Raw genomic sequence first — 20,195 nt, 5'->3', positions numbered from 1 at the left:
GCACGCTAGAAACCGCTCATGAGCACCACATTTGCCGACCCCAGCACCCTGAGCCACGACGAACGCGACGAAGGCACGGTCTTCGCGCCGAAGTTCGATGCCCACGGCCTCGTCACTGCCGTGGCGCAGGAAGCGGGCAGCAACCGCGTGCTGATGGTAGCGCACATGAACGCGGAAGCCCTGCGGCTGACCATCGAGACCGGCGAGGTGCATTATTACTCGCGCTCGCGTGGCAAGCTCTGGAAGAAGGGCGAGAGCTCTGGCGAAATCCAGCGGCTCGTCGAGATGCGCACCGACTGCGACCAGGACGTCGTCCTGATGCTGGTCGAGCAGACCGGCCGCGGTGCGGCGTGCCACACCGGACGGAAGAGCTGCTTCTATCGGATCGTCGAGGATGCCGACACGCTGCGCCAGAGCGGCGAGCCCCGGCTGTTCGATCCCAAGGACGTCTACGGTGGCTGAACGCCACCGCTAAACGGTCTGCGTTCTCCTAGTAGTGCGGAGGTGGAGGCTCGGCCGGTGGCGTGAGCGCCGGATGCGATTCCACGTCGCGCAGTTGCGAGCCGAGATTGTGGACCTCGCGCTTCAGCGCCTCGATCTCCTTGAAATGCCCGGCCAGTGCCTGGCTGAGCTCCTCGATCGTCTGATCCTGGAATGCGATCGTCGTCTCGAGCTTTTCGATACGGGCGGCGACGTCGAGATCGAGGTCCGGTTCCTGCGTCATGTCGTCTCCTCCTTGGGGCGGCGTTCGAACAGCGGAACAAGGAACAGTCCCGCGAGGAAGCCACCCAGATGCGCCTGCCACGCGATGCCGACAGACTGCCCGATCAGCATGGGCAGGAACGGCACGGCGGCATTGAGTATGAGCCATATAGCAATGAAGAAGGCAGCCCGCTGGTTGCGCGCGAGCTCACCCAGGCTCGCGAGGCGCCGGCCGAGCACATGGGTCGCCCCGGTCTCGGGATCGCGGGCAACGATCACCGGCTGGAAGATGAAGCGGCACGCCACACCGGTGAGGCCGGAAATGCCACCCGAGGCGCCAATCAGAACCTGCAACTCGGGCAGTGTCGTTGCGGCGAAGAATGCGGCGCCGGCCGCGGCGCTCACGAAAAAGAGAATCAGGGTGGGAATCGGTCCGTAGCGACGGGCCACCGGGGTGCCGAAAATGGCCAACCAGGCGCAATTGATTAAAAGGTGCTCCCATCCCGCATGCAAAAAGGCATGCGTGAGGGGGGTCCAGAGGAGCGGTATCCACCCTCCGTCGAACTCGGCCGGGATGACTCCGCGAAGGGGTATGAACGCGAACCAGTAGATGAGCTGGAGGTCGCCAGACTCGTTAAGAATGAAGGCTCTGGCGAGGTGGACGGCCAACATCGCCCCCAGCAGGCCGATCACCACACCGGGCAACAGAATGGCAGGCTCGCGCCCGCTTTGCCCTTGATTTTCCTCACCATTTTGGTGGTCAGACATAGAAACTCCCGGATTTCCGGGCTTTGTAGCCCATTCGCCCGACTTATCCACACAGGGTCCGCCGCGTTAACCCTAACAATTGTTTAAGGGCGATTTCCCGATCCCGATTTGACAGTCTGTGCCTCGCGGCGTTCGCCCCTTCCCCGGGTTGCGATGCTGGGGTTTGGAACAAGGCACAAGAAGACAATGCAAAAGGCCAGCACCAAGGCGCTGTTCGACTATTGGAACGCGCTGCGCGGTTCCCGCAGCGCGCCGGATCGCCGGGATATCGACCCTACCCGTATCCGCGCGGCCCTCGCCAACACTTTCATTCTCGAACTCAACGATCATAGCGAGTTCGATTTCCGCCTTGCCGGCTCGCACCTTTGCACGGCCTATGCCCGCGAGCTCAAAGGCCGCTCCTTTACACGTCTGTGGCACGACCGTGACCGCGACGCTATCGACACCCTGGTCCGCGCCGTCACCGAGGATCATGCGGTTGCCCTCGTCACATTCCAGGGCACGACGGCGGTGCACACGCGCCTGTCGGTCGAGACCATGCTGCTGCCGCTGCGTCACAACGGCAGCACCCAGACCCGCCTCCTCGGCGCCATGACCGCCATCGACGAGCCCTACTGGTTCGGCGTGCAGCCGATCCTCGAGCAGCGGATCACCGGCCTGCGCCTCATCTGGCCGGACGACGTCTCGCTGTCGGACATGGGCCGCGACATGGCCACCAGCGTGCCGGCGGACGATCTGATCTTCACCGCGGCCGCCAGTGCGGTCCCCACTCCGATGTCGGCGACCGTATTTGGCCGCACGGCCCGGCGTTACGCGCATCTGGCGGTGATTGACGGCGGTCGGCAGTAAAAAATCGCCAGATTCCGGCAATCCTGCGGACCTATCTTACCTTCGGTTAACCCTGAGTGGATTAGCGTGATCCCGTCAAATACTTGACTGGGCGATCCAGATCCATGCTCACCGATGAATCCCGACTGGCCAGGCCGGCTCGCAGCTATGCGCAGATGCCGAAGTTCCAGCGCGTGAAGGTATCGCTGCTGGGCCGCTACATGCTGACCGACCGTCGCGAGTTTCCGTGCCAGGTGATCGAGATGTCGCCGGGTGACGCGATGGTAATTGCCCCGGTCTCGGGCGTCGCCGGCGAAAAGGTCATCGCCTATCTCGATCATCTTGGGCGCATCGAAGGCGACATCACGACCGTCTTCGAAGGCGGGTTCAGCATGGATCTGGCCGCTACCTCGCGCAAGCGCGACAAGATGGCGGCACAGCTGACCTGGCTCGCCAACAAGGACGTATTGAACCTGCCTGAGGATCGGCGCCACGAGCGCGTGGTGCCCGATAACCGGCACTCGACCGTCGTTCTCGACGACGGTCGGCGCTACAACTGCAAGATCATCGACATCTCGCTTTCCGGCGCCGCGATCGAACTCGCCGTGCGTCCGGCGATGGGTACTCCGGTTACCCTGGGCCGCATGCGGGCGCGCGTGGTTCGTCATTTCGCCGACGGCGTGGCAGTCGAGTTCGCCTCGTCGCAGGAAATGCTGAACGTCGTCCAGCAGAACCTCCGGGTCAACTGAACCCAACCCCGCGAAGTCATGGCTAACGAGTCCTCACCGGGACCGATAGAATTCGCGTAAAAACTAGCTTGCAGTTTTTCGTTCGGGGCAATTGGCCCCCGGCATTCTGGCTCCATCAACGGGGCTTCAGAAGATGCCGGGCAAAATCAAGCAGTTCTTCAGCGTGGCAATGGTGTTCGGGATGGCGATCTTCATCCTCGCCATGCCGGCACGGGCTGACCAGGTCGACTTCACCCACCCGGCCTTCGCGCCGGCCGGCGGCCTCACCAGCATCCCGGTCGGAGCCAACGACTTCTGCAAGGCCCACAAGGGCGAGTGCACGGCCAACCCCCACGCCGTTGCGGCAAGCGTGCTGACCGACAAGCGCTGGGAGCAGCTGGTCGACGTCAACAACCTCGTCAACACCGCGATCGTACCGGTGACCGACCAGGACTACTACCAGGTCAGCGAGTACTGGACTTATCCCGACGGCTATGGCGACTGCGAGGACTTCGCCCTCGCCAAGCGCAAGGCGCTCATCGACGCCGGCTGGAACCCGTCCACCCTGCTCATGACCGTCGTCCGCCAGCCCAATGGCGAAGGCCATGCCGTGCTGATGGTGCGCACCGACCGCGGCGACCTCGTGCTCGACAACCAGGACGGTCGGATCCTGCTCTGGAACGAGACGCCCTACACCTACCTCAAGCGCCAGTCGCAGGCCGATGCCGGCCAGTGGATCGACATCGTCGACAAGCGCGCCACGTTCGTCGCGTCGAAGTAAGTCAGCCGAGCGCCGCCATAGCCTCGGCCTCGATGCGCTTGATCCAGTCCCCCTTGCACGCACTGTAGCTGTGCGAACTGGCAGCGTGGGCCTCGCGGCAGCGCTGCTTCAGCGCTTCATACTCGGCGATCAGGTCGGGTCGAGCTCGCAGGTAGTCCCGGAAGGCGACGTGTCGCGTGATCGCCGGGTCGCCATTCTCGTAAAAGTGCAGATGCACGAGGCGCTTGCCGGTCGGAGCATCACTGAGAGTGCAGTAGCGACGGCCTGGTAGCCCGTACTCGCCCCACCACTCGTAGCCCAGAGCCTCGAGCATGGGCCGCGCGGCATCCAATGCGTCCAGCGAGCCCACGACCGGAACAAGGTCGATCGTCGGCTTGGCGACGAGGCCCGGGATCGCGGTGGATCCGATGTGGTGGATGTCGAGGACCGCCCGCCCGAGCGTCGATCGGAGGCGCCCGGCCTCCTGATCTGCGGCGGCCGCCCAGCCCGGATTGTGTGGTTGCAGCTCGACCGGAACCGGCGGCGGCATGGCGCGCTGGGTCGAGGACCCTACCCCACGACCGCAAAGTAGCTGCCGACATAGAGAAGGCCCGTGATGAAGGCCCAGCCGAAGGCGACGAAGGCAGCAACCAGGGCCATGGCGAGCGAGAGGGTGCCGTTCCTGTCCTGCTGCCAGCCCATCTGCAGCATGATGTAGGGACCGCAGACGAAGCTCACGGCCAGGTGGCCAAGGGAGTGGGCAAAGGTCCTGCCGTCGTAGCGCAGCATGGCCTGCGTCCGCGCCAGCCCCTGATAGAGGTGCGTGCCCATGCCGGCAACCGTCAGGCCGACAGCCATGATCAACCCTGCGAGCATCAGTTCGCGCAACATAGATGAGCCTCAAGCCACTCAATTAACGCTTTGTTAAGCATATCGAGCGCCCAGTCGCCTGTCATCTGAAGCGCGATCCACTGGTTAATTCTCACATGCCCGATCAGGTCGAGGCACGGCATCACACGCATCCACTGGGGTTCAATCTCGCGGCTATCGCCGTGATGATGGTACTCTTCGGCCTTGGCGCCGCCTATCTGCTCGACGCGACCGTACGGAGTTCTGCGGTTTCTACGCATCGCAGCGACGCGGAAACCACCCGGACGCGCACCCTCGGCGGCGTGGATTTCGAGATCCCGCGCTCATGGTTCCGCTACGACGAGCAGCGGGTCGAGGGTTTCGCCAAGCAGATCGAGCTTCGGCTCGACCTGCCGCTGGGTGCGGAGGGAAGTCTCGCCGCCGTGGATGTGACACTGCTGCCGCGCAGCCGGGTCCGCCCCAGCGCCGCGCTTCTGGACGGAGTGTACCTGCACCAGTTCCTGGACGACCAGTTGACCGGACCGCCGGGGCTGGTGGGCAAGCCTCTCAAGCCAGTGGAGGGATATGCCGGGGAAACGGTCTGGTACGATCCGCTGTCAGGCGACCCGTTCGTCGCCAAGTGTTCGCAGCCGATCGCCGCGAACGGGACCGGGCAATGCCTCAGGATGGTCTATCTGGGTACCGGGATCGCGGCGGTCTATGCCTTTCCGGAGCCGGTACTCGCGGGGTGGCGGGACTTTGACGCTATCGTGGGCGACAGGCTCAGGCAGATCGGGGCGCTCTAGCGGCGCCCCTTGATTGCCGCCGCCTGGCGGTCGGCCAGTCGTTCGGGTGGAGCCGGACCGGCCCGGCCCCTTAGTGGATTTCGTCCAGGTCGACGTCGAGGATCGCCATCTGGAAGTTGTAGGAGCGGTCGCCGTCTTCGTCGTCGACGTAGATCAGGCCCAGGAACTCCTCGCCCAGATACACCTCGACACTGTCGTTCTGCTTGTTGCGCGGACGTACGTCGATGTTCCTGTTGCTGAATTTCTGCTGCAGGAACTTCTGAAGCTTGATGATCTCGGGATGATTCATGGCGTACGCCTTTACTCGGGTTCGTTGGGACCGCCACAATAGGCATTGCGGCTTGGCGGGCAATCCCGTGCTACAGCTTTTTCCCGTGCGAGATGGCGCAAATACGGCGTTGCCGCCGTTCGATCAGCCGGTGATGTCCTGCACGCCGCGGGTCTGGTCCATGACCGAGGCCGGATGAGCGGTGCCCGCCTCGCCAATGATCCGAGCCGGAACGCCAACCACGGTGACGCGCGGTGGCACATCCTTGACCACGACCGAGCCCGCGCCGATGCGGGCGCAGTCGCCGACCTTGATGTTACCCAGGACCACGGTGTGGGCACCGATCAGCACGCCATTGCCGATCTTGGGGTGCCGATCCTCCTCGGACTTGCCCGTTCCGCCGAGCGTGACGCCCTGAAGGATCGAGACATTGTCGCCGATGACGGCCGTCTCGCCGACGACGAATCCGGTCGCATGGTCGAGCAGGATGCCCTTGCCGATGCGCGCGGCCGGGTTGATGTCGACCTGGAACACGGAACTCGAGCGGCTCTGCAGGTAAAGCGCGAAATCCTTGCGACCCGAGTTCCACAGCTGGTGCGCGAAACGGTGGGTCTGGATGGCGTGGAAGCCCTTGAAGTAGAGGAAGCCGTCCACGGCCTTGTGGAGGGCCGGATCCCGCTCGAGCGTCGCGGCGAGGTCGGCGCGAGATTCGAGCCCGATCTCGGGCCGCATCTCGAGTGCGTCGCGGAACGCCTGGCGGATCAGCTCTGCCGAGACATCCGGATGATCCAGGCGCTCGGACAGCCGGTGCGCCAGCGCTTCCTCGAAGGAGCCGTGGTTGAGGATGTTGGAGTAGACGAGATTGGCGAGGGACGGCTCGCCGGCAACGATCTGCCGTGCGCCCGACACCACTGCATCCCAAACCGGATCGATGGCCGTGATCTCGGCCTTCTTCAAACTCGTGCTCATCCGTGTCTCCATCGGCGGATGCCGATATAAGCCAACTCGTGCTCCGATACCAACCCCTAGCGCACAAATTGGTTCGCGAGAGCTGAAGTCGCGTCGAGTGGTTACTCCGCAGAGTGCCGCGCGAGGAAATCCAGTGCTGCCGCCTTGAACTGCTTGTCGCCGGTGGCGCGCATGTGATCGCGCCGCTCGATGGTGAAGGCCTCCCCCTGCGGCAGCAGGGCGGCCAGGGCTTCGGCCGAGCCGGCCATGTCGTCTTCGCTGCCCACGGCGACCAGTACCGGCGCCTCGATGCGTCGCACATCGGCCTCGCGCATCGGTTCGCGCGAGTTGACCATGCAGGCGGCAAGCGCGGCGCGATCGGCCTTGTTGTGATCGGCGAAGATACGGAACTGGCGCCCGGTGCGGCCGGTGACCTGATCGAGCGACTCGGCGGTGAGCGCCGTGATGATCTCCTCGCTGTCCTCGAGGCCGGAGATCAGGTTGAGCCCCATGCCGCCCCAGATGGCCGCGCTCACCCGTTCCGGGTGCTGCAGCATGAGGTAGGCCGTGATGCGGGCGCCCATCGAGTAGCCCATCACCGGCGCGCGGGCGATGCCAAGGTGATCGAGCAAGCGCCGCGCATCCTCGGCCATCTCGTGCGCGTAGTAGAGCTGCGCGTCGTAGAGCTTGCGGGACTTGCCGTGCCCACGATTATCAAAGGTGATCGGCTGGTATCCTGCCCCGAGCAGCGTCTCCACCCACCCCGTATCGATCCAGTTTATCTTGCCCGAGGATCCGAAGCCGTGGATCAGGAGGATCGGCTGACCCTCACCGTGGACCTCGTAGTCGATGGCAATGCCGGCGGAATTGAACTGGGGCAAGTCGGGGCCTCTCGTGCAGGTGGGCGCTCGGGGAGGTCATACACAGCGCAACATCCCCGCGAAAGCAGAACCAGCCTCCCCGATATGGCAGGTGTCATCGACTGCCGGAGACTTCCATTCCCCCACTCGCATCGCTATGTTCGCGCCGAATTCCGAACCGAGGACTGTCCGATGGCGCACGAGAGCACCCCGCATTTCCACAACACCGAGGGGCTGCCGCGGATCGAGGTGGGGTCCAAGGAGTTCATGTGCGTGGGCGCCCTGCCCCCGTTCGACCACCCGCACATCTACATCGACATGGGCAGGGACAACGAGATCGTCTGCTCGTATTGCTCGACGCTCTATGTCTTCAACCCGGAGCTCGCTCCTGGCACGTCCCAGCCGCTCTCGGCCGTCTATCACCACGAAGCCGCCTAGTACGCCCATGTCCGGCAACGGACGCACGGTCTACATCGCAGGCGCAGGCATCGCGGGCATGACGCTGGCCCTCGCACTCGCCAAGTTCGGCGCGACGGTGGTCGTGCTCGAGCGGCGGGAGCGCGTGCAGGAGGTCGGCGCCGGCCTCCAGCTCAGCCCCAACGCCCGCAAGATCCTCAACCGCCTCGGCCTCGACCGCGCCCTCGCGGCCCGCTCGTTCGAGCCCGAAGGCATCGACATCTATCCCTATGGGTTCGACCGGCCGCTGGTGACGCTGGAACTGGGCAAGGCGGTCGAGCAGACGTTCGGCGCGCCCTATGCCGTGATGCACCGGGCCGATCTCGCCAATGTCCTCTACAAGGCGTGCAAGCGCTTCGCCAACATCGACATCCTGTTCGGTGTCCGCTCCTACGACGTCGTGAGCCACGCGCGCGGCGTGTCCGTCACGGTCGACGAGGCCGATGGCAAGTCACGCGCAGCACGGGCCTTCGCCTTCATCGGAGCGGATGGCGTCAACTCGCTTACGCGGACCGGCGTCCTGATGGGCCCCGAGGCAGTCTACTCGGGCTCGGTGGCGTGGCGCGTCACGCTCGAAGAGGCCGCATTGGCAGGCGTCGTGGCGGCGGACCGCACGAGCCTGCTCTGGGCCCCGGGATTCCACGCCGTCACCTACCCGCTGCCGTTCCGCAAGCAGGTCAACATCGCGCTGTTCGCCAAAGCCAAGGCCGACAAGGCCTTCGGCGAGGATCCGCCGCGCGCGCCTGACCTGCCCTGGGCGATGAAGAAGAGCCAGCAGTTCGCGGCGATCCTTGCCGCCGCCGGCGACAGCTGGGGCTACTGGCCGCTATCGACTGTGACGACCGAAGTCTGGACCGAAGGTGGGGTGGGCCTCGTTGGCGACGCCGCCCATGCGATGATGCCGTTCCAGGCCCAGGGCGCGGTGATGGCCATCGAGGATGCCGCGATCCTCGCGCCGCTGCTGATGACCGAGGCCGATGCCGAGTCGGCCCTCGGACGCTACGCTTCGCTCCGCCGTCCGCGTGTCGAGCGCGTCCGCAAACTCTCTGATTTCAACGGCTTTGCCTTCCACCTCGAGTGGCCCTTCACGCTCGGCCGGAATGCCGTGGTGAAACTTCAGGGCCCGCGCGGGCATTTGCGTCGACTGAGCTGGCTTTATGGATACGACGCGGCGCCCGATCCGGCCGGTGTTCCACCGGTCCCGCGGCGGCCGCGACAGGACGTCCACTGAGGCGAGTGGCGCTTGCCTTCACGCGAGGCGATGTGTCAACTGCGGCCTCCAAAAAGGGATTGAATGCCCCCGCATGCCCGTTTCCCCACAGTCGAACCTCACCCTCGCTTGCGTGCTCGTCACGATCTTCCTCGACATGCTGGGCTACGGCATCATCCTGCCGGTGCTGCCGCAGCTCATCGGCCAGCTGTCGGGTGGTAGCGTCGCGCAGGCCGCGGTGATCGGCGGCTATCTGGTCTTCGCCTATTCCCTGATGCAGTTCCTGTTCGGACCGGCGCTGGGCAATCTGTCGGACCGGTTCGGGCGGCGCCCGATCATCCTGATCGCGCTCGCAGGCCTCACGATCGACTACACGATCATGGGCCTCGCCAACTCGCTGGTGCTGATCTTCATCGGCCACACCATCGCGGGTATCTCGGGCGCATCGGTCGCGACTGCCACTGCCTACATCGCCGATATCACGCCACGCGAGAAACGCGCTCACCGCTTCGGCCTGATCGGCGCCGCGTTCGGGCTCGGCTTCATCTTCGGCCCCGTCGTGGGTGGCCTGCTTGGCGAGCTGGGTCCGCGCTGGCCGTTCTACGCCGCGGCGGCGCTGGCCGGTGCGAACCTGCTGTTCGGCTTCTTCGTCCTGCCCGAGAGCCTGCCCCGGGACAAGCGCCGGCCGTTCGACATCCGCCGCGCCAACCCGTTCGGCGTGCTGTGGAGCCTCAGCAAGAACCCCGTGGTGCTCTGGCTGCTGGCCGTGCTGGGCCTCTTCGTCCTCGCCAGCCAGGCTTTCCCCTCGGTGTGGAACTTTTTCACCATCGAGGTGCTGAGCTTCTCGTCGTCGCAGATCGGTATCGCGCTGGGCGCCTTCGGTATCGGCTTCGCCATGAGCCAGGCTTTCCTGATCGCCCCGGTGACCAAGCGTATCGGCGAGTGGTCGACCGTGCTGCTCGGCATGCTGGCCGCCGCCATCGCCTTCACCGGCACGGCCTTCATCCACTCCGAGTTGCCGCTCTACGGCTTCCTGGTGTTCGGCTCGCTGGCTGGGCTTGCCGGCCCCGCCATCAACTCGCTGATGTCGCGCCAGGTGCCTGACGATGCGCAGGGCGAGCTGCAGGGCGCGATCAACGCCACCAACTCCCTGGCCTCTATCCTTGGTCCGCTGCTCGCGACGCAGCTGTTCAGCCGCTTCACCCAGGCCCAGCCGGGCGAGCCAGGCTACTTCCCCGGTGCCCCGTTCCTCGGGGCCGGCATCCTGGTGGTCTGTGCCGCCGCGCTCTTCGTCTACGTCGTGCGCCGCTTCGACCTGATGCACCGCCCGCGCGTGTCGAAGAAAGAACACATCCACGAGATGGCCCAGCCCGGCCAGCAGCAGACGCCGCCGCATGACGAAAACGGCAACGGCACACAGCAGCCGTTAGGCGAGTAGTCAGGCTTTCTGGTTTCCTGCCTTTGCCTCACCGCTATGACGGGCGGCGAGTCCACTCGAAGAATGCGCGGGCGCCTCGACCGGCCACGTAGGCTGCGGCGATCTGAGCGAGCGACAGGACCAATCCGATCATTGCCGCTTCACTCTCAAGACCGACTGCAGGTTCTCCTGGCGGTCTCAGCGCGTTGAGGCCCGGCAGATCGACGTAGATCACCCAGGCGACCCGGGCAGCCAGCAAGACCACGAGGGTCCACCAGGGCCAACGGACGATGCCCAGGACAAGGGCGACAATTGAGAACATGATCGTCGCCCCCGTGGATGCTTACTTGCCCAGTGTCGAGGGCCACTTGCCGTGCTGCTCGCCCGGACGGTCGATCAGCTCGAAGCCGTGCGCGCCGAAGAAGTCGCGCTGGGCCTGGGTCAGGTTGGCGGTGCCCTGGGCCTGGCGGTAGCTGTCGAAATAGGCCAGCGAAGCCGAGAGGCAGATGAGCGGGAACTCGCCGAGTGCGGCCGCAGCGACCACCTTGCGGAGGGATTTGTTTGCCGTCTTCATGATCGCGATGAAGTCCGGCACCATCAGCAGATTGACTGCCTCGCCCTTCGAATAGGCCGCCGACATCTGGTCGAGGAAGCGCGAACGGATGATGCAGCCGGCGCGCCAGATCTTGGCAATGGTGGCGAGCGGCAGGTTCCAGCCGAACTCCTCGGATGCCTTTGCCATCACCGCAAAGCCCTGCGCATAGGAGACGATCTTGCCGGCCAGGAGCGCCTGTTCGAGGTCGGTCAGCGAGACGTCCGCCTTGCCGCCGGACGGCTTGCCGTAGACCTTCTCGGCCGCCACGCGCTCGTCCTTGCGGGACGAAATCGAACGGGCCGCGACGGCGCCTTCGATGGCGGTGGCCGGAACGCCGAGCTGCTGGGCGGCGATGGCCGACCATGTGCCCGTGCCCTTCTGGCCAGCCTTGTCGAGGATCAGCTCGACCAGGGGTTTGCCCGTCTTGGGCTCGATTGCTTCGAGCACGTAGCCAGTGATCTCGATGAGATAGGAGTTGAGCGGACCCTTGTCCCAGTCCTTGAACACCTTGGCCGAGGCGGCGGGGGTCATGCCGAGCCCGTCGCGCATCACGCCGTAGACTTCGGCGATCATCTGCATGTCGCCGTATTCGATGCCGTTGTGGATCATCTTGACGAAGTGGCCGGCGCCGCCTTCGCCGAGATACGCACAGCACGGCTCGCCGTTGAACTTGGCCGAGATCGCCTCGAGGATCGGCTGGGCGTTCTTCCACTGCTGCTCGGGGCCGCCGACCATGATCGACGGACCATGGCGTGCGCCCTCTTCGCCACCGGACACGCCGATGCCGAGGAAGCCGATGCCCTTGTCGCGCAGGTATTCGAAGCGCCGCTGGCTGTCGGTATAGAGCGAGTTGCCGCATTCGAGGATGGCATCGCCCGGCTCGAGGTGCGGCAGGAGTTGCTCGATCATCTCGTCGACGGGCTTGCCGGCCTTGACCATGATGATGATCGAGCGCGGCCGCTTCACGGACTGGATGAACTGGACCAGGTCGGCCTCAGGCACGACCTTGCCATCGAGCCCTTGCTCCTTGGCCATATGGACGAACTCGTCGATGCGCGACGCCGTGCGGTTGTGGACCGCAATGGTGTAGCCCTTTTCGGCAATGTTCAGAGCCAGGTTGGACCCCATGACCGCAAGACCGATCAGGCCGATGTCGGCAGACGCCATCGTGTTCTCCATTGGGAGTTATCAGGATTTCTTGCGCGGCTTTTTGGCACGGTCACCGCGCAAATGCCACCCCGGAAGGCGGCCTCGTGGCAGCATTGTGCACGTACCTTTTGCAGGCTTACCAAGCCGCGACGGTTCCTCTAGTCTCCGCCGCCTGTGGCTAGGGAGGACCGTCAGTTGGATTCTATTTCTCAGTTCAACCTCAAGGGTCGGCGTGCCCTCGTGACGGGGTCAAGCCGTGGCATCGGCTATGGCATCGCCGAGGCCCTTGCGGGTGCCGGAGCGGAGATCATCATCAATTCGCGCAACCCCGAGGCGCTCGGTGAAGCGGCTGCGCGGCTCGCCGAGGGCGGCGCTCTGGTCAAGGCGCTGGCATTCGATGTCACCAGCGAGGACAGCGTCGAGGACGCCATCTCGCATGCCGAAACCGAGATCGGGCCGATCGACATCCTCGTCAACAATGCCGGCATGCAGCACCGCGCCTCGCTCGAGACCTGGCCGCTCGAGAAGTTCGAGCAGGTGATGTCCACCAACGTGACTTCCGCCTTCCTCGTCAGCCGGGCCGTGGTGCGCGGCATGATCGAGCGCAGGCGCGGGCGCATCATCAACATCTGCTCGGTGCTGTCGAACTTCGCGCGCAGTTCGGTTGCGCCCTACTCTGCCTCCAAGGCGGCGCTCGCCAACCTTACGCGCGGCATGGCGGTCGACTGGGCGAAGCACGGCATCAACGTCAACGGCATCTCCCCCGGCTACATCGCCACCGAGCTCAACGAGGCGCTGCTCAAGAACGAAGAGTTCAACGCCTGGATCGAAAAGCGCACCCCCATGGGGCGCTGGGGCCAGCCGGCCGAACTCGGTGGCGCTGCGGTCTTCCTCGCTTCCGATGCTTCCTCCTTCGTGAACGGACACATCCTCTATGTCGACGGCGCCTTTACAGCGACAGTTTGAGCCGGCCCGCATCATCATCGCGATGGGCGTGTCCTCGTCGGGCAAGTCTGCCGTCGGGGCAGCACTCGGGCGCCGGCTCCATGCCCCCTTCCTCGATGGCGACGGCTACCACCCGCCCGCCAACAAGGAGAAGATGCGCTCCGGCATCCCGCTCACCGACGACGACCGCTGGCCGTGGCTCGAAACGCTCGCCAAGGCGCTGGCCGAGGCGGCGGAACAGAAGGGCGTCGCCGTCGGGGCGTGCTCCTCGCTGAAGCGCGCCTATCGCGAGTATCTCACCGAGAAGGCGGGCGAGCCGATCCTGTTCGTGTTCCTCGATGGCGACATCGAGACGATCCGCAAGCGCATCGAGGCGCGGCGGCACGAGTTCATGAACCCGGCCCTGCTCGATAGCCAGTTCGCGACGCTGGAGCGGCCGGGCGAGGACGAGAACGTGCTGGTGGTGGACGTGTCCGATCCGGTCGAGACCATCGCGAGCAAGGTGGCGAAGGAACTGGGGCACCTGAAGGTGTTCAAGCGCGGGCAGTAGGCTCGCCCTCAGAACCCGAACGAGAACTGTCCCGTCGGCGAAGCGGCCTTCTCGAGGGCCAGCATCTGCATCTTGGTACGGACGCCGTTGGGCGATGAGAAGCCGCCGGTCCTGCCGTCGGCGGCCAGCACACGATGGCAGGGAATGACGAGCGGGAGCGGGTTGGCGCCCATGGCCGCCCCTACCGCGCGGGACAGCGCAACGTCGCCAAGCCAGCGGGCAATGGCGCCATAGGTCGTCGTCTCGCCCCAGCGAAGTTCCCGTATGTGCTCGTAGATGCGCCGGTTGGAAGCTGGAACCTCCGCGAGGTCCAGCGCGAGGTCGGCGAAGTTATCTTTCGCACCCTCGGCATAGGCGACGATCCGGTCGACGACTTCCTCCTGACCGTCCCGGTCTTCCACACCATCGGCCTTTGCGAGCCGAGCTCGCATTTCATCGGGCGACTCGCCGGGCAGCATCACGCGGCAGATGCCGCGTTCGGTCCAGCCGATCGCCATCTGTCCAAGGGCCGTGTCGAAGATGCGGTAGCGCATGGCAGCAAGATAGGACGCCGCGGCGGCGGATTGAACCCGAATCTGACCCACGCCGGGCGTCTGGGTCAGCGCACCCCCACGGCCGACAGCCATTCACGGAGTTCGCGGCGGAGGTAGCTGCGCAACGTCCCTTCGCGGGAAAAGCCCCACCAGAGGACCGCACCCTGCCACTGGCTGGCCATCAGGCGCCCGAGCCGTTCCTGCCCGTTCGCATCGGCACTGAGACGCCTCCCGAGGGCTGAGGACAGGGTGTGGTTCCAGGCCACTCCGCGAGCGCGCACCACTGGATCGCGGAGATCCTCGCGCAGCAGAAGCAGGCCCTGTGCAGCCTCGTCACCGCCACCATAGTCGGCCGACAGGCGAATGAGCAGCCCTATGGCGCCCTCCGCATCGAGTGACTGCGTCGCGTCGAGAAAGGCCGTCTGCTTGTTGAGTTCGTCCCACATCCACAGCAGACCTGCACGCAGCATCGCCTCCCGGCTGCCATAGCGCTGGACGAGGGTCGCCGGGGAAAGGCCGGTCGCCGAAGAGGCCGAAGCAAAGGTCAGGGCCTGCGGGCCCTGCGTCGCGAGTTGCCCCGCCAGCGCCTCGAGGACGTCCTCATCGGAGATCTTTCTGGGTCTCGCCATGGCTTCCAATATAAACGAATGTTTGTTTATATACGGTTTCTGATCGATCGGACAGGAGAATCGGAATGGCACGGATCGTTGGCTACATTGCGAGCAGCCTCGACGGCTTCATCGCCGCCCCGGACGAGTCGCTGGCTTGGCTCACCGAGCGGCGAGACATGGAACTGGGCGAGCACGACTACAACCTGTTCATCAAGCGTATCCGCACCGTCGTCATGGGTCGCGGGACCTACGAGTGGCTGGTCAAGGAGAACATCCCCTGGCCCTATGCCGAGCAACGCGTGATCGTCGTCACATCGCGGCCCCTGCCCGACCCGATCGGACCGCTCGAGACTCGGACCGATGTCGAAGCGCTGGTCGCGGAGCTGCGCGCGCTCGACGACGGAGACGTGTGGATGCTGGGCGGCGGACAGCTGCAGATGGCATTCATAGAGCGCGGAGCGCTCGACGAACTCGAGGTCTACGTCATCTCGCAACTGTTGGGCGGCGGCTACCCGCTGTTCCCGCCTACCGGCTTTTCGAAGTCGATCAAGCTGCTTTCGGCCAAGTCGCTCGGAAGTGGCTGCGCCCGGCTGCACTACTCCTTCGAATAGACGGTCAGATCGCCTCGCTCTCGACGATGATCTGCCAACGCTCGCCAAGGGCAATCTGCAACTCGGAGACGACGAATGGCAGGAGCGCATTGAACTCGTGCCGGTCGCGCTCGGAGATGCGCCAGTTCGGGTCGGTCGGGTTATCCCAGTTGACCTGGCGGTCGTAGAGCTCGCTCAGCCGCTTGAGGCGCCGGACGATATCGCTGGAGAGGCCCCAGAAACCGAGTTCGGTGGCATGCCCATCGACGAAAAGCGGCGCGATGCCGTGGCTGACCATGCCGAAATCGATGCGAAAGATGACCTGCTTCACCGTGGACCGCGTCTCATCGTGTTGAGGCGCCCATTCCAAATGCGGCGCAGTTCCCGCCCAATCGATAGACAACCCCCTGCGTATGCTCATTGAACCTGTGCCATGCGCCAGAAATACGACGTGATCGGTCCCTGAGCGCGGCCCTGGCCTCTGGCCCGCGCGGAACCCGCCCGCACCGCGCGGGACGCATCGACGAGTCCGCGCCGCAACTCGCGGGCTCGTCCGGCTTGCTGGCGGGCCGACCGGGTTCGCACAGTCCAAGCAACTGCCTAGACTGGCGAAAGTACCCGACCGCTGGAGAAACCTCGCATTGGAGGTTTCCCGCAGATCACGCCGCCGTGAGTGACGTTAGCCAAGTTGCGGCTGCCCGGCAAATCTTGGCGGGCATTTCCAAACTGACCTGTGCAAAAGGCTCAGGTCAGCCACACCGCCAGTAACGCCGCGACGGCCGGAAACGTCTGTACATACAAAATCTTGCGGCTGGCGGTCGCTGCTCCGAACACGCCGGCAACGGCAACGCAGAGGAGGAAGAACACCTTGATCGGGTCTCCTGCCTCTCCCAGCCAGATGCCCCAGACGAGGCCAGCGGCGAGAAAGCCGTTGTAGAGGCCCTGGTTGGCGGCCAAGACCTTGGTTTCGGCTGCGAATTCGGGCGTGGTGCCAAAGGCCTTGCGACCCTGGGGCTTGTCCCACAGGAACATCTCGAGGACGACGATGTAGACGTGAATCAGCGCCACGACGCCGGTGAGGATGCTGCCGATCATGCGCGACTCCCTGTGTGCGCTGGCAGACTAGCGGAAAGGGCCGCCGGGTGGGCGGTCCTATCCCATGTGTCGGGCCGCCAGCCGGCCAGACGGGCGGTGTACGCCTTCATGGCTCCGGCCAGGTACTCGGCGAAGCCCGACTCGATCGCTTCGTAGTGCGCGGCAAAGTCCGGGTGCGACGGGTAGAGGTCGGCGAGCCCGGCCGGGGATATGGCGGGTAGCCCCTGACGTTGCGTGAGGGTCAATACTCATTTGCGCGAAAGCCGTTGGCCCGTTTTACAGCGCATCAACCAGCCCCGATGCAATGGCGGCAGAATGTGGAAACCGTGTATTCCGCCCGCCGTTTCCTCATGGGCTAAGTAGGCGCCGAGAGGTGCAAATGCCGCCGCGCATCGACATCCAGGATCTGCTGATCTGGGCGTTCCAGACTGAAGGTGTGGAGACGACTCCTACCGCGGACCCGGACGCTCTGACGGTCTATTGGGCCGTGCTCGCCCTGCCCGTGCCCCATGCGACCATGATCCGCCGCTTTGCCCGCGAGGCGCGCCGACCCGACTGGCATGCCGTGCAGGCGCAATGCGTGTCGCTGGAAGCGGTGCGGAGATCGCGACGGCTCTACACCGAGTGGGTCCGGGCGCTCATCGTGCTGCAGAGGACGCTGGACGGGACGCTGTCGAGCTTCTCCGTCACCGGGCCCAACCTCGACGAACAGCCGTGGATGCGCGAGCGGGTGCGCCTAGAAGCAGCGTTCGAGCAGCGCACCCAGTGATCCCGACGAACCGCGGAGGCTGAAGGTGTGGATGGGATAGCGCCCGTCCCCATCCGCGAGCGTCATGGAGTCGCCCGAGCGCATCAGGGTGACGAGCGGGCCACCGGCGGGGACCGTCCCGGCGAAGAGGCCGTCCATCTCCTGATAGGTCATCGGCACGCGCTGGATGTTGACCCCGATGGTGAAATCGACCCCTGCCCGTTCGCCGAGATCGGGCGAGCGCTCGGCACCGGCAGCCAGGTCATAGCGGATGAACACCTCGCCGGCCGAACAGGTCAGCATCATGAAGGCATCCGGCCGGTCTGTGGCGCAGGCCGAGGCGGTGAAAACTTCACCGCCCTCGTCTTCCTGCATCTGCGCCGACCAGGTCGTGCAGGCCGGCAGTTCGTCTTCGGCGACGACCGGAGTCGCGAACAGCAGCGCCAGCGCCAGGAACCGGATCATTCGGCTTCTCCGAGATAGCTCACCTCGATGCGCTGGAAGAGCGGGCCCTGCTTCATCGTGTCGAGCCAGCGCCGGAACTCCGGCACATCCTTGAACCCGGCCTTCCTCGCATCGGCCTCGCTCACGTCGTCGGGCGACATGTCGTCGATGCGACCGATCCTGAGCAGGCCCACCTTGGTCTTGAGCGTCCCGCCGGGCTTCACCGTGGGGCGCGTCCAGCGCCGGAACTGCAGCGTGATGTCGCCGCGCTTGATGGCCTCGAGCACTTCGAGCTTCAAGAGCACCGGGGATCTCCTCGAACTGGTGCGGGCGGTGGGACTCGAACCCACACGGGTGTACACCCTCGGGATTTTAAGTCCCGTATGTCTACCATTCCATCACGCCCGCATGCGCCATGCCGTTTCTCACAGAAGTGGCAGAAACTCAAACGGTTGTGGGGCTCTAAACCCTGACATCGAGTGGCAGTGTACCTGCGCTAAGCCTGACGATGCCAACAACGGGAGGCCGACATGCAGTTCATCGATCGCTACCCCATCATCGTCACCGACAAGTTCGCCGAGTGCCGCGACTTCTGGACCCGGCACCTGAGCTTTGCCGTGCTGTTCGAGAATGACTGGTTCGTCCTCATGCAGGCCGATGGCGCCAGCATGGCCTTCATGTCGCCCAGCCATCCGTCGTACCCACCCGGGCCCGAGGCGTATTTTGCCGGCTCCAGCATGGAGCTCGAGGTGAAGGACGCCGCCGCCGCGCTCGCCGAGATGCAGGCGACCGGCAAGGAGCCGGACTATCCCCTCACCGACGAGCCCTTCGGCCAGCGCCGCTTCAGCATCAAGGACCCGTCAGGTCTGTGGATCAACGTGGTGCAGCAGCTTTAGTCCGTCGCGCCCGAGATCGGCGGGACGTAGGCGACATCGAGGTCCCACGGGAAGAAGATCCAGGTGTCCTGGCTGACCTCCGTGATGAAGGTATCCACCATGTCGCGGCCCTTGGGCTTGGCGTAGACGGTTGCGAAGTGGGCGCCGGGGAGCATTTCGCGAACGACGCGGGCGGTGGCGCCGGTGTCGACGAGGTCGTCGACGATCAGGATCTTGCCGCCGTTCCTGGCCTTGTCGAGCAGGTCCTGGGTGATCGGCTTCAGCACCTTGATGCCGCTCTGGTTCTGGTGGTCGTAGCTCTTGACCGCGACGCTCTCGACGACGCGGATGTTGAGTTCACGCGCCACGACGGCTGCGGGCACAAGCCCGCCGCGGGTGATGGCGACGAGGGCGTCGAACGGGCCGAGCGCCTGCAGGCGCCAGGCGAGCGCGCGGCTGTCGCGATGGAACTGATCCCACGTCACGGGGAAGGATTTCTGGGCAGTCTGGTTCAATTCACTCTCCTGTCGCGGGCTCGGCCGCGTTGACTCTGTGGGCCGGATCGGCCCGGAAACTCAGTACGCCTCGACCTCGAGCGGCAGGCCGGCAGCGCGATGCGCCTCGGTCACCATTTCGCGGACGCGACCGGCGGCCTCGGCGAGCCGCGCCTCGTCGGGCGAACGCAACACCAGTTCCGTCATTACAGCGGTCTGGCCCATCTGGGGATAACTTCCCATCTTCACGTCGGGAAAATCGGCCTGGATCCGGCCGAACGGGACGCCGATGGTGCCTTCGCCGACGCGGCAGCGGATGGTGACCGACTTGACCTTCTGCCCGCCTTCGAGGGTCGGTGCGATGGCCTCGAGCATCGCCAGCATGATCTTGGGGACGCCGGCCATGACGTGCACATTGCCGATACGGAAGCCGGGGGCGGCGCTGACCGAGTTGACGATCAGCGAGGCGCCCTCGGGAATGCGCGCCATGCGCAGGCGCGCTTCGTTGACCTCGGTGCCCGTCTGCTGCCAGCGCGCTTCCAGCATGGCGCGCGCCTCGGCGTTGATCGGCAGGGATACGCCGAAGGCCCTGGCGATGGCATCGGCGGTGATGTCGTCGTGCGTGGGGCCGATGCCGCCGGTGGTGAAAACGTAGGTGTAGCGGGACCTCACGGCGTTCACCGCAGCGACGATCTCGTCCTCGATATCGGGAACGACTCGCACTTCGCTGAGCTCGATGCCGAGGTCGGTGCAGAAGTCGGCGGTGGCGCCGATGTTCACATCCTTGGTCCGGCCGGACAGGATTTCATCGCCGATGACGACGAGAGCGGCGGTGACGGGTAGAGACGACGGCATGAGAGCCCCTCGCTTCGAGAGGCACAATGCATTGCCTTACGAGGGCCCGAATGGTCAAGCAATCCGGGGGGAATGCCACAGCATTGCTGACCTGCTGAACGCCCTTTTCTT

31 protein-coding genes and 1 tRNA gene are annotated in these 20,195 nt (G+C 65.0%); 13 read left to right on the top strand and 19 right to left on the bottom strand.

Going from position 1 to position 20,195, the window contains the following annotated elements:
* Window positions 1-18 precede the first annotated feature (18 nt).
* Window positions 19-462, top strand: coding sequence for a phosphoribosyl-AMP cyclohydrolase (hisI, locus tag PRN20_RS12355; protein WP_273957678.1), 444 nt, complete (start codon window positions 19-21; stop codon window positions 460-462).
* Window positions 463-490: 28 nt separating this feature from the next.
* Here hisI and PRN20_RS12350 read toward each other — a convergent pair whose 3' ends face one another.
* Both PRN20_RS12350 and PRN20_RS12345 read right to left on the bottom strand, forming a co-directional pair.
* Window positions 491-724: a SlyX family protein gene (locus PRN20_RS12350; protein ID WP_273957677.1), complete on the bottom strand. Its 234-nt coding sequence runs from the start codon at window positions 722-724 to the stop codon at window positions 491-493.
* Window positions 721-1,470 carry a rhomboid family intramembrane serine protease gene (locus PRN20_RS12345; RefSeq protein WP_273957675.1) on the bottom strand — a complete coding sequence of 250 codons (750 nt, stop codon included), beginning with the start codon at window positions 1,468-1,470 and terminating at the stop codon, window positions 721-723. The genes PRN20_RS12350 and PRN20_RS12345 overlap by 4 nt, the downstream gene beginning before the upstream one ends.
* A 186-nt stretch (window positions 1,471-1,656) precedes the next feature.
* Between PRN20_RS12345 and PRN20_RS12340 the strand changes: the two genes are divergently transcribed.
* The 3 genes from PRN20_RS12340 to PRN20_RS12330 all read left to right on the top strand — a co-directional run bounded on the left by PRN20_RS12340 (window position 1,657) and on the right by PRN20_RS12330 (window position 3,807).
* Window positions 1,657-2,319: a PAS domain-containing protein gene (locus PRN20_RS12340; RefSeq protein ID WP_273957674.1), complete on the top strand. Its 663-nt coding sequence runs from the start codon at window positions 1,657-1,659 to the stop codon at window positions 2,317-2,319.
* A 104-nt stretch (window positions 2,320-2,423) separates the two neighbouring features.
* A complete protein-coding gene (locus PRN20_RS12335) occupies window positions 2,424-3,047 on the top strand; it encodes a PilZ domain-containing protein (protein ID WP_273957673.1) in 624 nt (207 codons plus the stop codon).
* Window positions 3,048-3,180: 133 nt separating this feature from the next.
* Window positions 3,181-3,807: a transglutaminase-like cysteine peptidase gene (locus tag PRN20_RS12330; RefSeq protein WP_273957672.1), complete on the top strand. Its 627-nt coding sequence runs from the start codon at window positions 3,181-3,183 to the stop codon at window positions 3,805-3,807.
* Between the two features lies 1 nt (window position 3,808).
* Here the strand turns inward: PRN20_RS12330 and PRN20_RS12325 are convergent, their stop codons facing one another.
* Window positions 3,809-4,336 carry a GrpB family protein gene (locus PRN20_RS12325; protein WP_273957670.1) on the bottom strand — a complete coding sequence of 176 codons (528 nt, stop codon included), beginning with the start codon at window positions 4,334-4,336 and terminating at the stop codon, window positions 3,809-3,811.
* Between the two features lie 20 nt (window positions 4,337-4,356).
* Window positions 4,357-4,677, bottom strand: a complete 321-nt coding sequence (locus PRN20_RS12320) for a DUF6949 family protein (RefSeq protein WP_273957669.1) — start codon at window positions 4,675-4,677, stop codon at window positions 4,357-4,359.
* A gap of 95 nt (window positions 4,678-4,772) precedes the next feature.
* Between PRN20_RS12320 and PRN20_RS12315 the strand changes: the two genes are divergently transcribed.
* Window positions 4,773-5,441, top strand: coding sequence for a hypothetical protein (locus tag PRN20_RS12315; protein ID WP_273957668.1), 669 nt, complete (start codon window positions 4,773-4,775; stop codon window positions 5,439-5,441).
* Between the two features lie 70 nt (window positions 5,442-5,511).
* Here the strand turns inward: PRN20_RS12315 and PRN20_RS12310 are convergent, their stop codons facing one another.
* From PRN20_RS12310 to PRN20_RS12300, 3 genes are all read right to left on the bottom strand, one after another.
* Complete coding sequence (locus tag PRN20_RS12310) at window positions 5,512-5,730, bottom strand: DUF3126 family protein (RefSeq protein ID WP_273957667.1); 219 nt, start codon at window positions 5,728-5,730, stop codon at window positions 5,512-5,514.
* A 123-nt stretch (window positions 5,731-5,853) separates the two neighbouring features.
* On the bottom strand, window positions 5,854-6,678 hold the full coding sequence (gene cysE / locus PRN20_RS12305; protein ID WP_273957666.1) for a serine O-acetyltransferase: 825 nt from the start codon (window positions 6,676-6,678) through the stop codon (window positions 5,854-5,856).
* Between the two features lie 101 nt (window positions 6,679-6,779).
* A complete protein-coding gene (locus PRN20_RS12300) occupies window positions 6,780-7,538 on the bottom strand; it encodes an alpha/beta fold hydrolase (protein WP_273957664.1) in 759 nt (252 codons plus the stop codon).
* Window positions 7,539-7,709: 171 nt separating this feature from the next.
* Here PRN20_RS12300 and PRN20_RS12295 point away from each other — a divergent pair, with 171 nt between their 5' ends.
* The 3 genes from PRN20_RS12295 to PRN20_RS12285 all read left to right on the top strand — a co-directional run bounded on the left by PRN20_RS12295 (window position 7,710) and on the right by PRN20_RS12285 (window position 10,621).
* Window positions 7,710-7,955 (top strand): zinc-finger domain-containing protein, encoded by a 246-nt coding sequence (locus PRN20_RS12295; RefSeq protein ID WP_273957663.1) that lies wholly within the window; start codon window positions 7,710-7,712, stop codon window positions 7,953-7,955.
* A gap of 7 nt (window positions 7,956-7,962) precedes the next feature.
* Window positions 7,963-9,204, top strand: coding sequence for an FAD-dependent monooxygenase (locus PRN20_RS12290; RefSeq protein WP_273957662.1), 1,242 nt, complete (start codon window positions 7,963-7,965; stop codon window positions 9,202-9,204).
* Between the two features lie 73 nt (window positions 9,205-9,277).
* Complete coding sequence (locus tag PRN20_RS12285) at window positions 9,278-10,621, top strand: TCR/Tet family MFS transporter (RefSeq protein WP_273957661.1); 1,344 nt, start codon at window positions 9,278-9,280, stop codon at window positions 10,619-10,621.
* A 34-nt stretch (window positions 10,622-10,655) separates the two neighbouring features.
* Here PRN20_RS12285 and PRN20_RS12280 read toward each other — a convergent pair whose 3' ends face one another.
* Both PRN20_RS12280 and gndA read right to left on the bottom strand, forming a co-directional pair.
* A complete protein-coding gene (locus tag PRN20_RS12280) occupies window positions 10,656-10,922 on the bottom strand; it encodes a hypothetical protein (RefSeq protein WP_273957660.1) in 267 nt (88 codons plus the stop codon).
* Window positions 10,923-10,943: 21 nt separating this feature from the next.
* A complete protein-coding gene (gndA, locus tag PRN20_RS12275) occupies window positions 10,944-12,362 on the bottom strand; it encodes an NADP-dependent phosphogluconate dehydrogenase (RefSeq protein ID WP_273957659.1) in 1,419 nt (472 codons plus the stop codon).
* A gap of 177 nt (window positions 12,363-12,539) precedes the next feature.
* Here gndA and PRN20_RS12270 point away from each other — a divergent pair, with 177 nt between their 5' ends.
* Both PRN20_RS12270 and PRN20_RS12265 read left to right on the top strand, forming a co-directional pair.
* Window positions 12,540-13,310 carry a glucose 1-dehydrogenase gene (locus tag PRN20_RS12270; protein WP_273957658.1) on the top strand — a complete coding sequence of 257 codons (771 nt, stop codon included), beginning with the start codon at window positions 12,540-12,542 and terminating at the stop codon, window positions 13,308-13,310.
* Window positions 13,279-13,839 (top strand): gluconokinase, encoded by a 561-nt coding sequence (locus tag PRN20_RS12265; RefSeq protein WP_273957657.1) that lies wholly within the window; start codon window positions 13,279-13,281, stop codon window positions 13,837-13,839. The genes PRN20_RS12270 and PRN20_RS12265 overlap by 32 nt, the downstream gene beginning before the upstream one ends.
* An 8-nt stretch (window positions 13,840-13,847) precedes the next feature.
* On the opposite strand, the gene PRN20_RS12260 is transcribed toward PRN20_RS12265, so the two are convergent.
* On the bottom strand, window positions 13,848-14,465 hold the full coding sequence (locus tag PRN20_RS12260) for a methylated-DNA--[protein]-cysteine S-methyltransferase (protein ID WP_273957656.1): 618 nt from the start codon (window positions 14,463-14,465) through the stop codon (window positions 13,848-13,850).
* Window positions 14,438-15,001, bottom strand: coding sequence for a TetR/AcrR family transcriptional regulator (locus tag PRN20_RS12255; protein WP_273957655.1), 564 nt, complete (start codon window positions 14,999-15,001; stop codon window positions 14,438-14,440). The genes PRN20_RS12260 and PRN20_RS12255 overlap by 28 nt, the downstream gene beginning before the upstream one ends.
* Window positions 15,002-15,066: 65 nt before the next feature.
* Between PRN20_RS12255 and PRN20_RS12250 the strand changes: the two genes are divergently transcribed.
* The gene (locus PRN20_RS12250) at window positions 15,067-15,594 is read left to right on the top strand and encodes a dihydrofolate reductase family protein (protein WP_273957654.1); all 528 of its coding nucleotides are present in this window, start codon (window positions 15,067-15,069) and stop codon (window positions 15,592-15,594) included.
* A 4-nt stretch (window positions 15,595-15,598) separates the two neighbouring features.
* On the opposite strand, the gene PRN20_RS12245 is transcribed toward PRN20_RS12250, so the two are convergent.
* The 3 genes from PRN20_RS12245 to PRN20_RS12235 all read right to left on the bottom strand — a co-directional run bounded on the left by PRN20_RS12245 (window position 15,599) and on the right by PRN20_RS12235 (window position 16,913).
* Entirely contained in the window at window positions 15,599-15,904 is a 306-nt protein-coding gene (locus PRN20_RS12245) for a hypothetical protein (protein WP_273957653.1), read from the bottom strand.
* Window positions 15,905-16,317: 413 nt separating this feature from the next.
* Window positions 16,318-16,668 (bottom strand): DUF1304 domain-containing protein, encoded by a 351-nt coding sequence (locus PRN20_RS12240; protein ID WP_273957652.1) that lies wholly within the window; start codon window positions 16,666-16,668, stop codon window positions 16,318-16,320.
* Entirely contained in the window at window positions 16,665-16,913 is a 249-nt protein-coding gene (locus PRN20_RS12235) for a TipAS antibiotic-recognition domain-containing protein (RefSeq protein WP_273957651.1), read from the bottom strand. The genes PRN20_RS12240 and PRN20_RS12235 overlap by 4 nt, the downstream gene beginning before the upstream one ends.
* A 134-nt stretch (window positions 16,914-17,047) precedes the next feature.
* Here PRN20_RS12235 and PRN20_RS12230 point away from each other — a divergent pair, with 134 nt between their 5' ends.
* Entirely contained in the window at window positions 17,048-17,437 is a 390-nt protein-coding gene (locus PRN20_RS12230; RefSeq protein WP_273957650.1) for a hypothetical protein, read from the top strand.
* Here the strand turns inward: PRN20_RS12230 and PRN20_RS12225 are convergent.
* The 3 genes from PRN20_RS12225 to PRN20_RS12215 all read right to left on the bottom strand — a co-directional run bounded on the left by PRN20_RS12225 (window position 17,405) and on the right by PRN20_RS12215 (window position 18,268).
* Window positions 17,405-17,881, bottom strand: a complete 477-nt coding sequence (locus PRN20_RS12225) for a hypothetical protein (protein ID WP_273957649.1) — start codon at window positions 17,879-17,881, stop codon at window positions 17,405-17,407. The two genes, PRN20_RS12230 and PRN20_RS12225, sit on opposite strands and share 33 nt — an antisense overlap.
* Entirely contained in the window at window positions 17,878-18,165 is a 288-nt protein-coding gene (locus PRN20_RS12220; protein ID WP_273957648.1) for a hypothetical protein, read from the bottom strand. Before PRN20_RS12220 ends, PRN20_RS12225 begins: the two co-directional genes overlap by 4 nt.
* Before the next feature lie 17 nt (window positions 18,166-18,182).
* A tRNA-Leu gene (locus PRN20_RS12215) sits at window positions 18,183-18,268 on the bottom strand.
* Between the two features lie 122 nt (window positions 18,269-18,390).
* On the opposite strand from PRN20_RS12215, the gene PRN20_RS12210 reads away from it, so the two are divergent.
* Window positions 18,391-18,756 carry a VOC family protein gene (locus PRN20_RS12210; RefSeq protein WP_273957647.1) on the top strand — a complete coding sequence of 122 codons (366 nt, stop codon included), beginning with the start codon at window positions 18,391-18,393 and terminating at the stop codon, window positions 18,754-18,756.
* Here the strand turns inward: PRN20_RS12210 and gpt are convergent.
* Both gpt and PRN20_RS12200 read right to left on the bottom strand, forming a co-directional pair.
* Entirely contained in the window at window positions 18,753-19,250 is a 498-nt protein-coding gene (gene gpt, locus PRN20_RS12205; RefSeq protein ID WP_273957646.1) for a xanthine phosphoribosyltransferase, read from the bottom strand. The genes PRN20_RS12210 and gpt overlap by 4 nt on opposite strands.
* Window positions 19,251-19,310: 60 nt before the next feature.
* Entirely contained in the window at window positions 19,311-20,084 is a 774-nt protein-coding gene (locus tag PRN20_RS12200) for a competence/damage-inducible protein A (RefSeq protein WP_273957645.1), read from the bottom strand.
* Window positions 20,085-20,195 lie beyond the last annotated feature (111 nt).

It is taken from the genome of Devosia sp. ZB163 (genome assembly GCF_028613635.1).
GTDB lineage: Bacteria > Pseudomonadota > Alphaproteobacteria > Rhizobiales > Devosiaceae > Devosia_A.
This window is presented reverse-complemented; position numbering and strand designations above follow the sequence as displayed.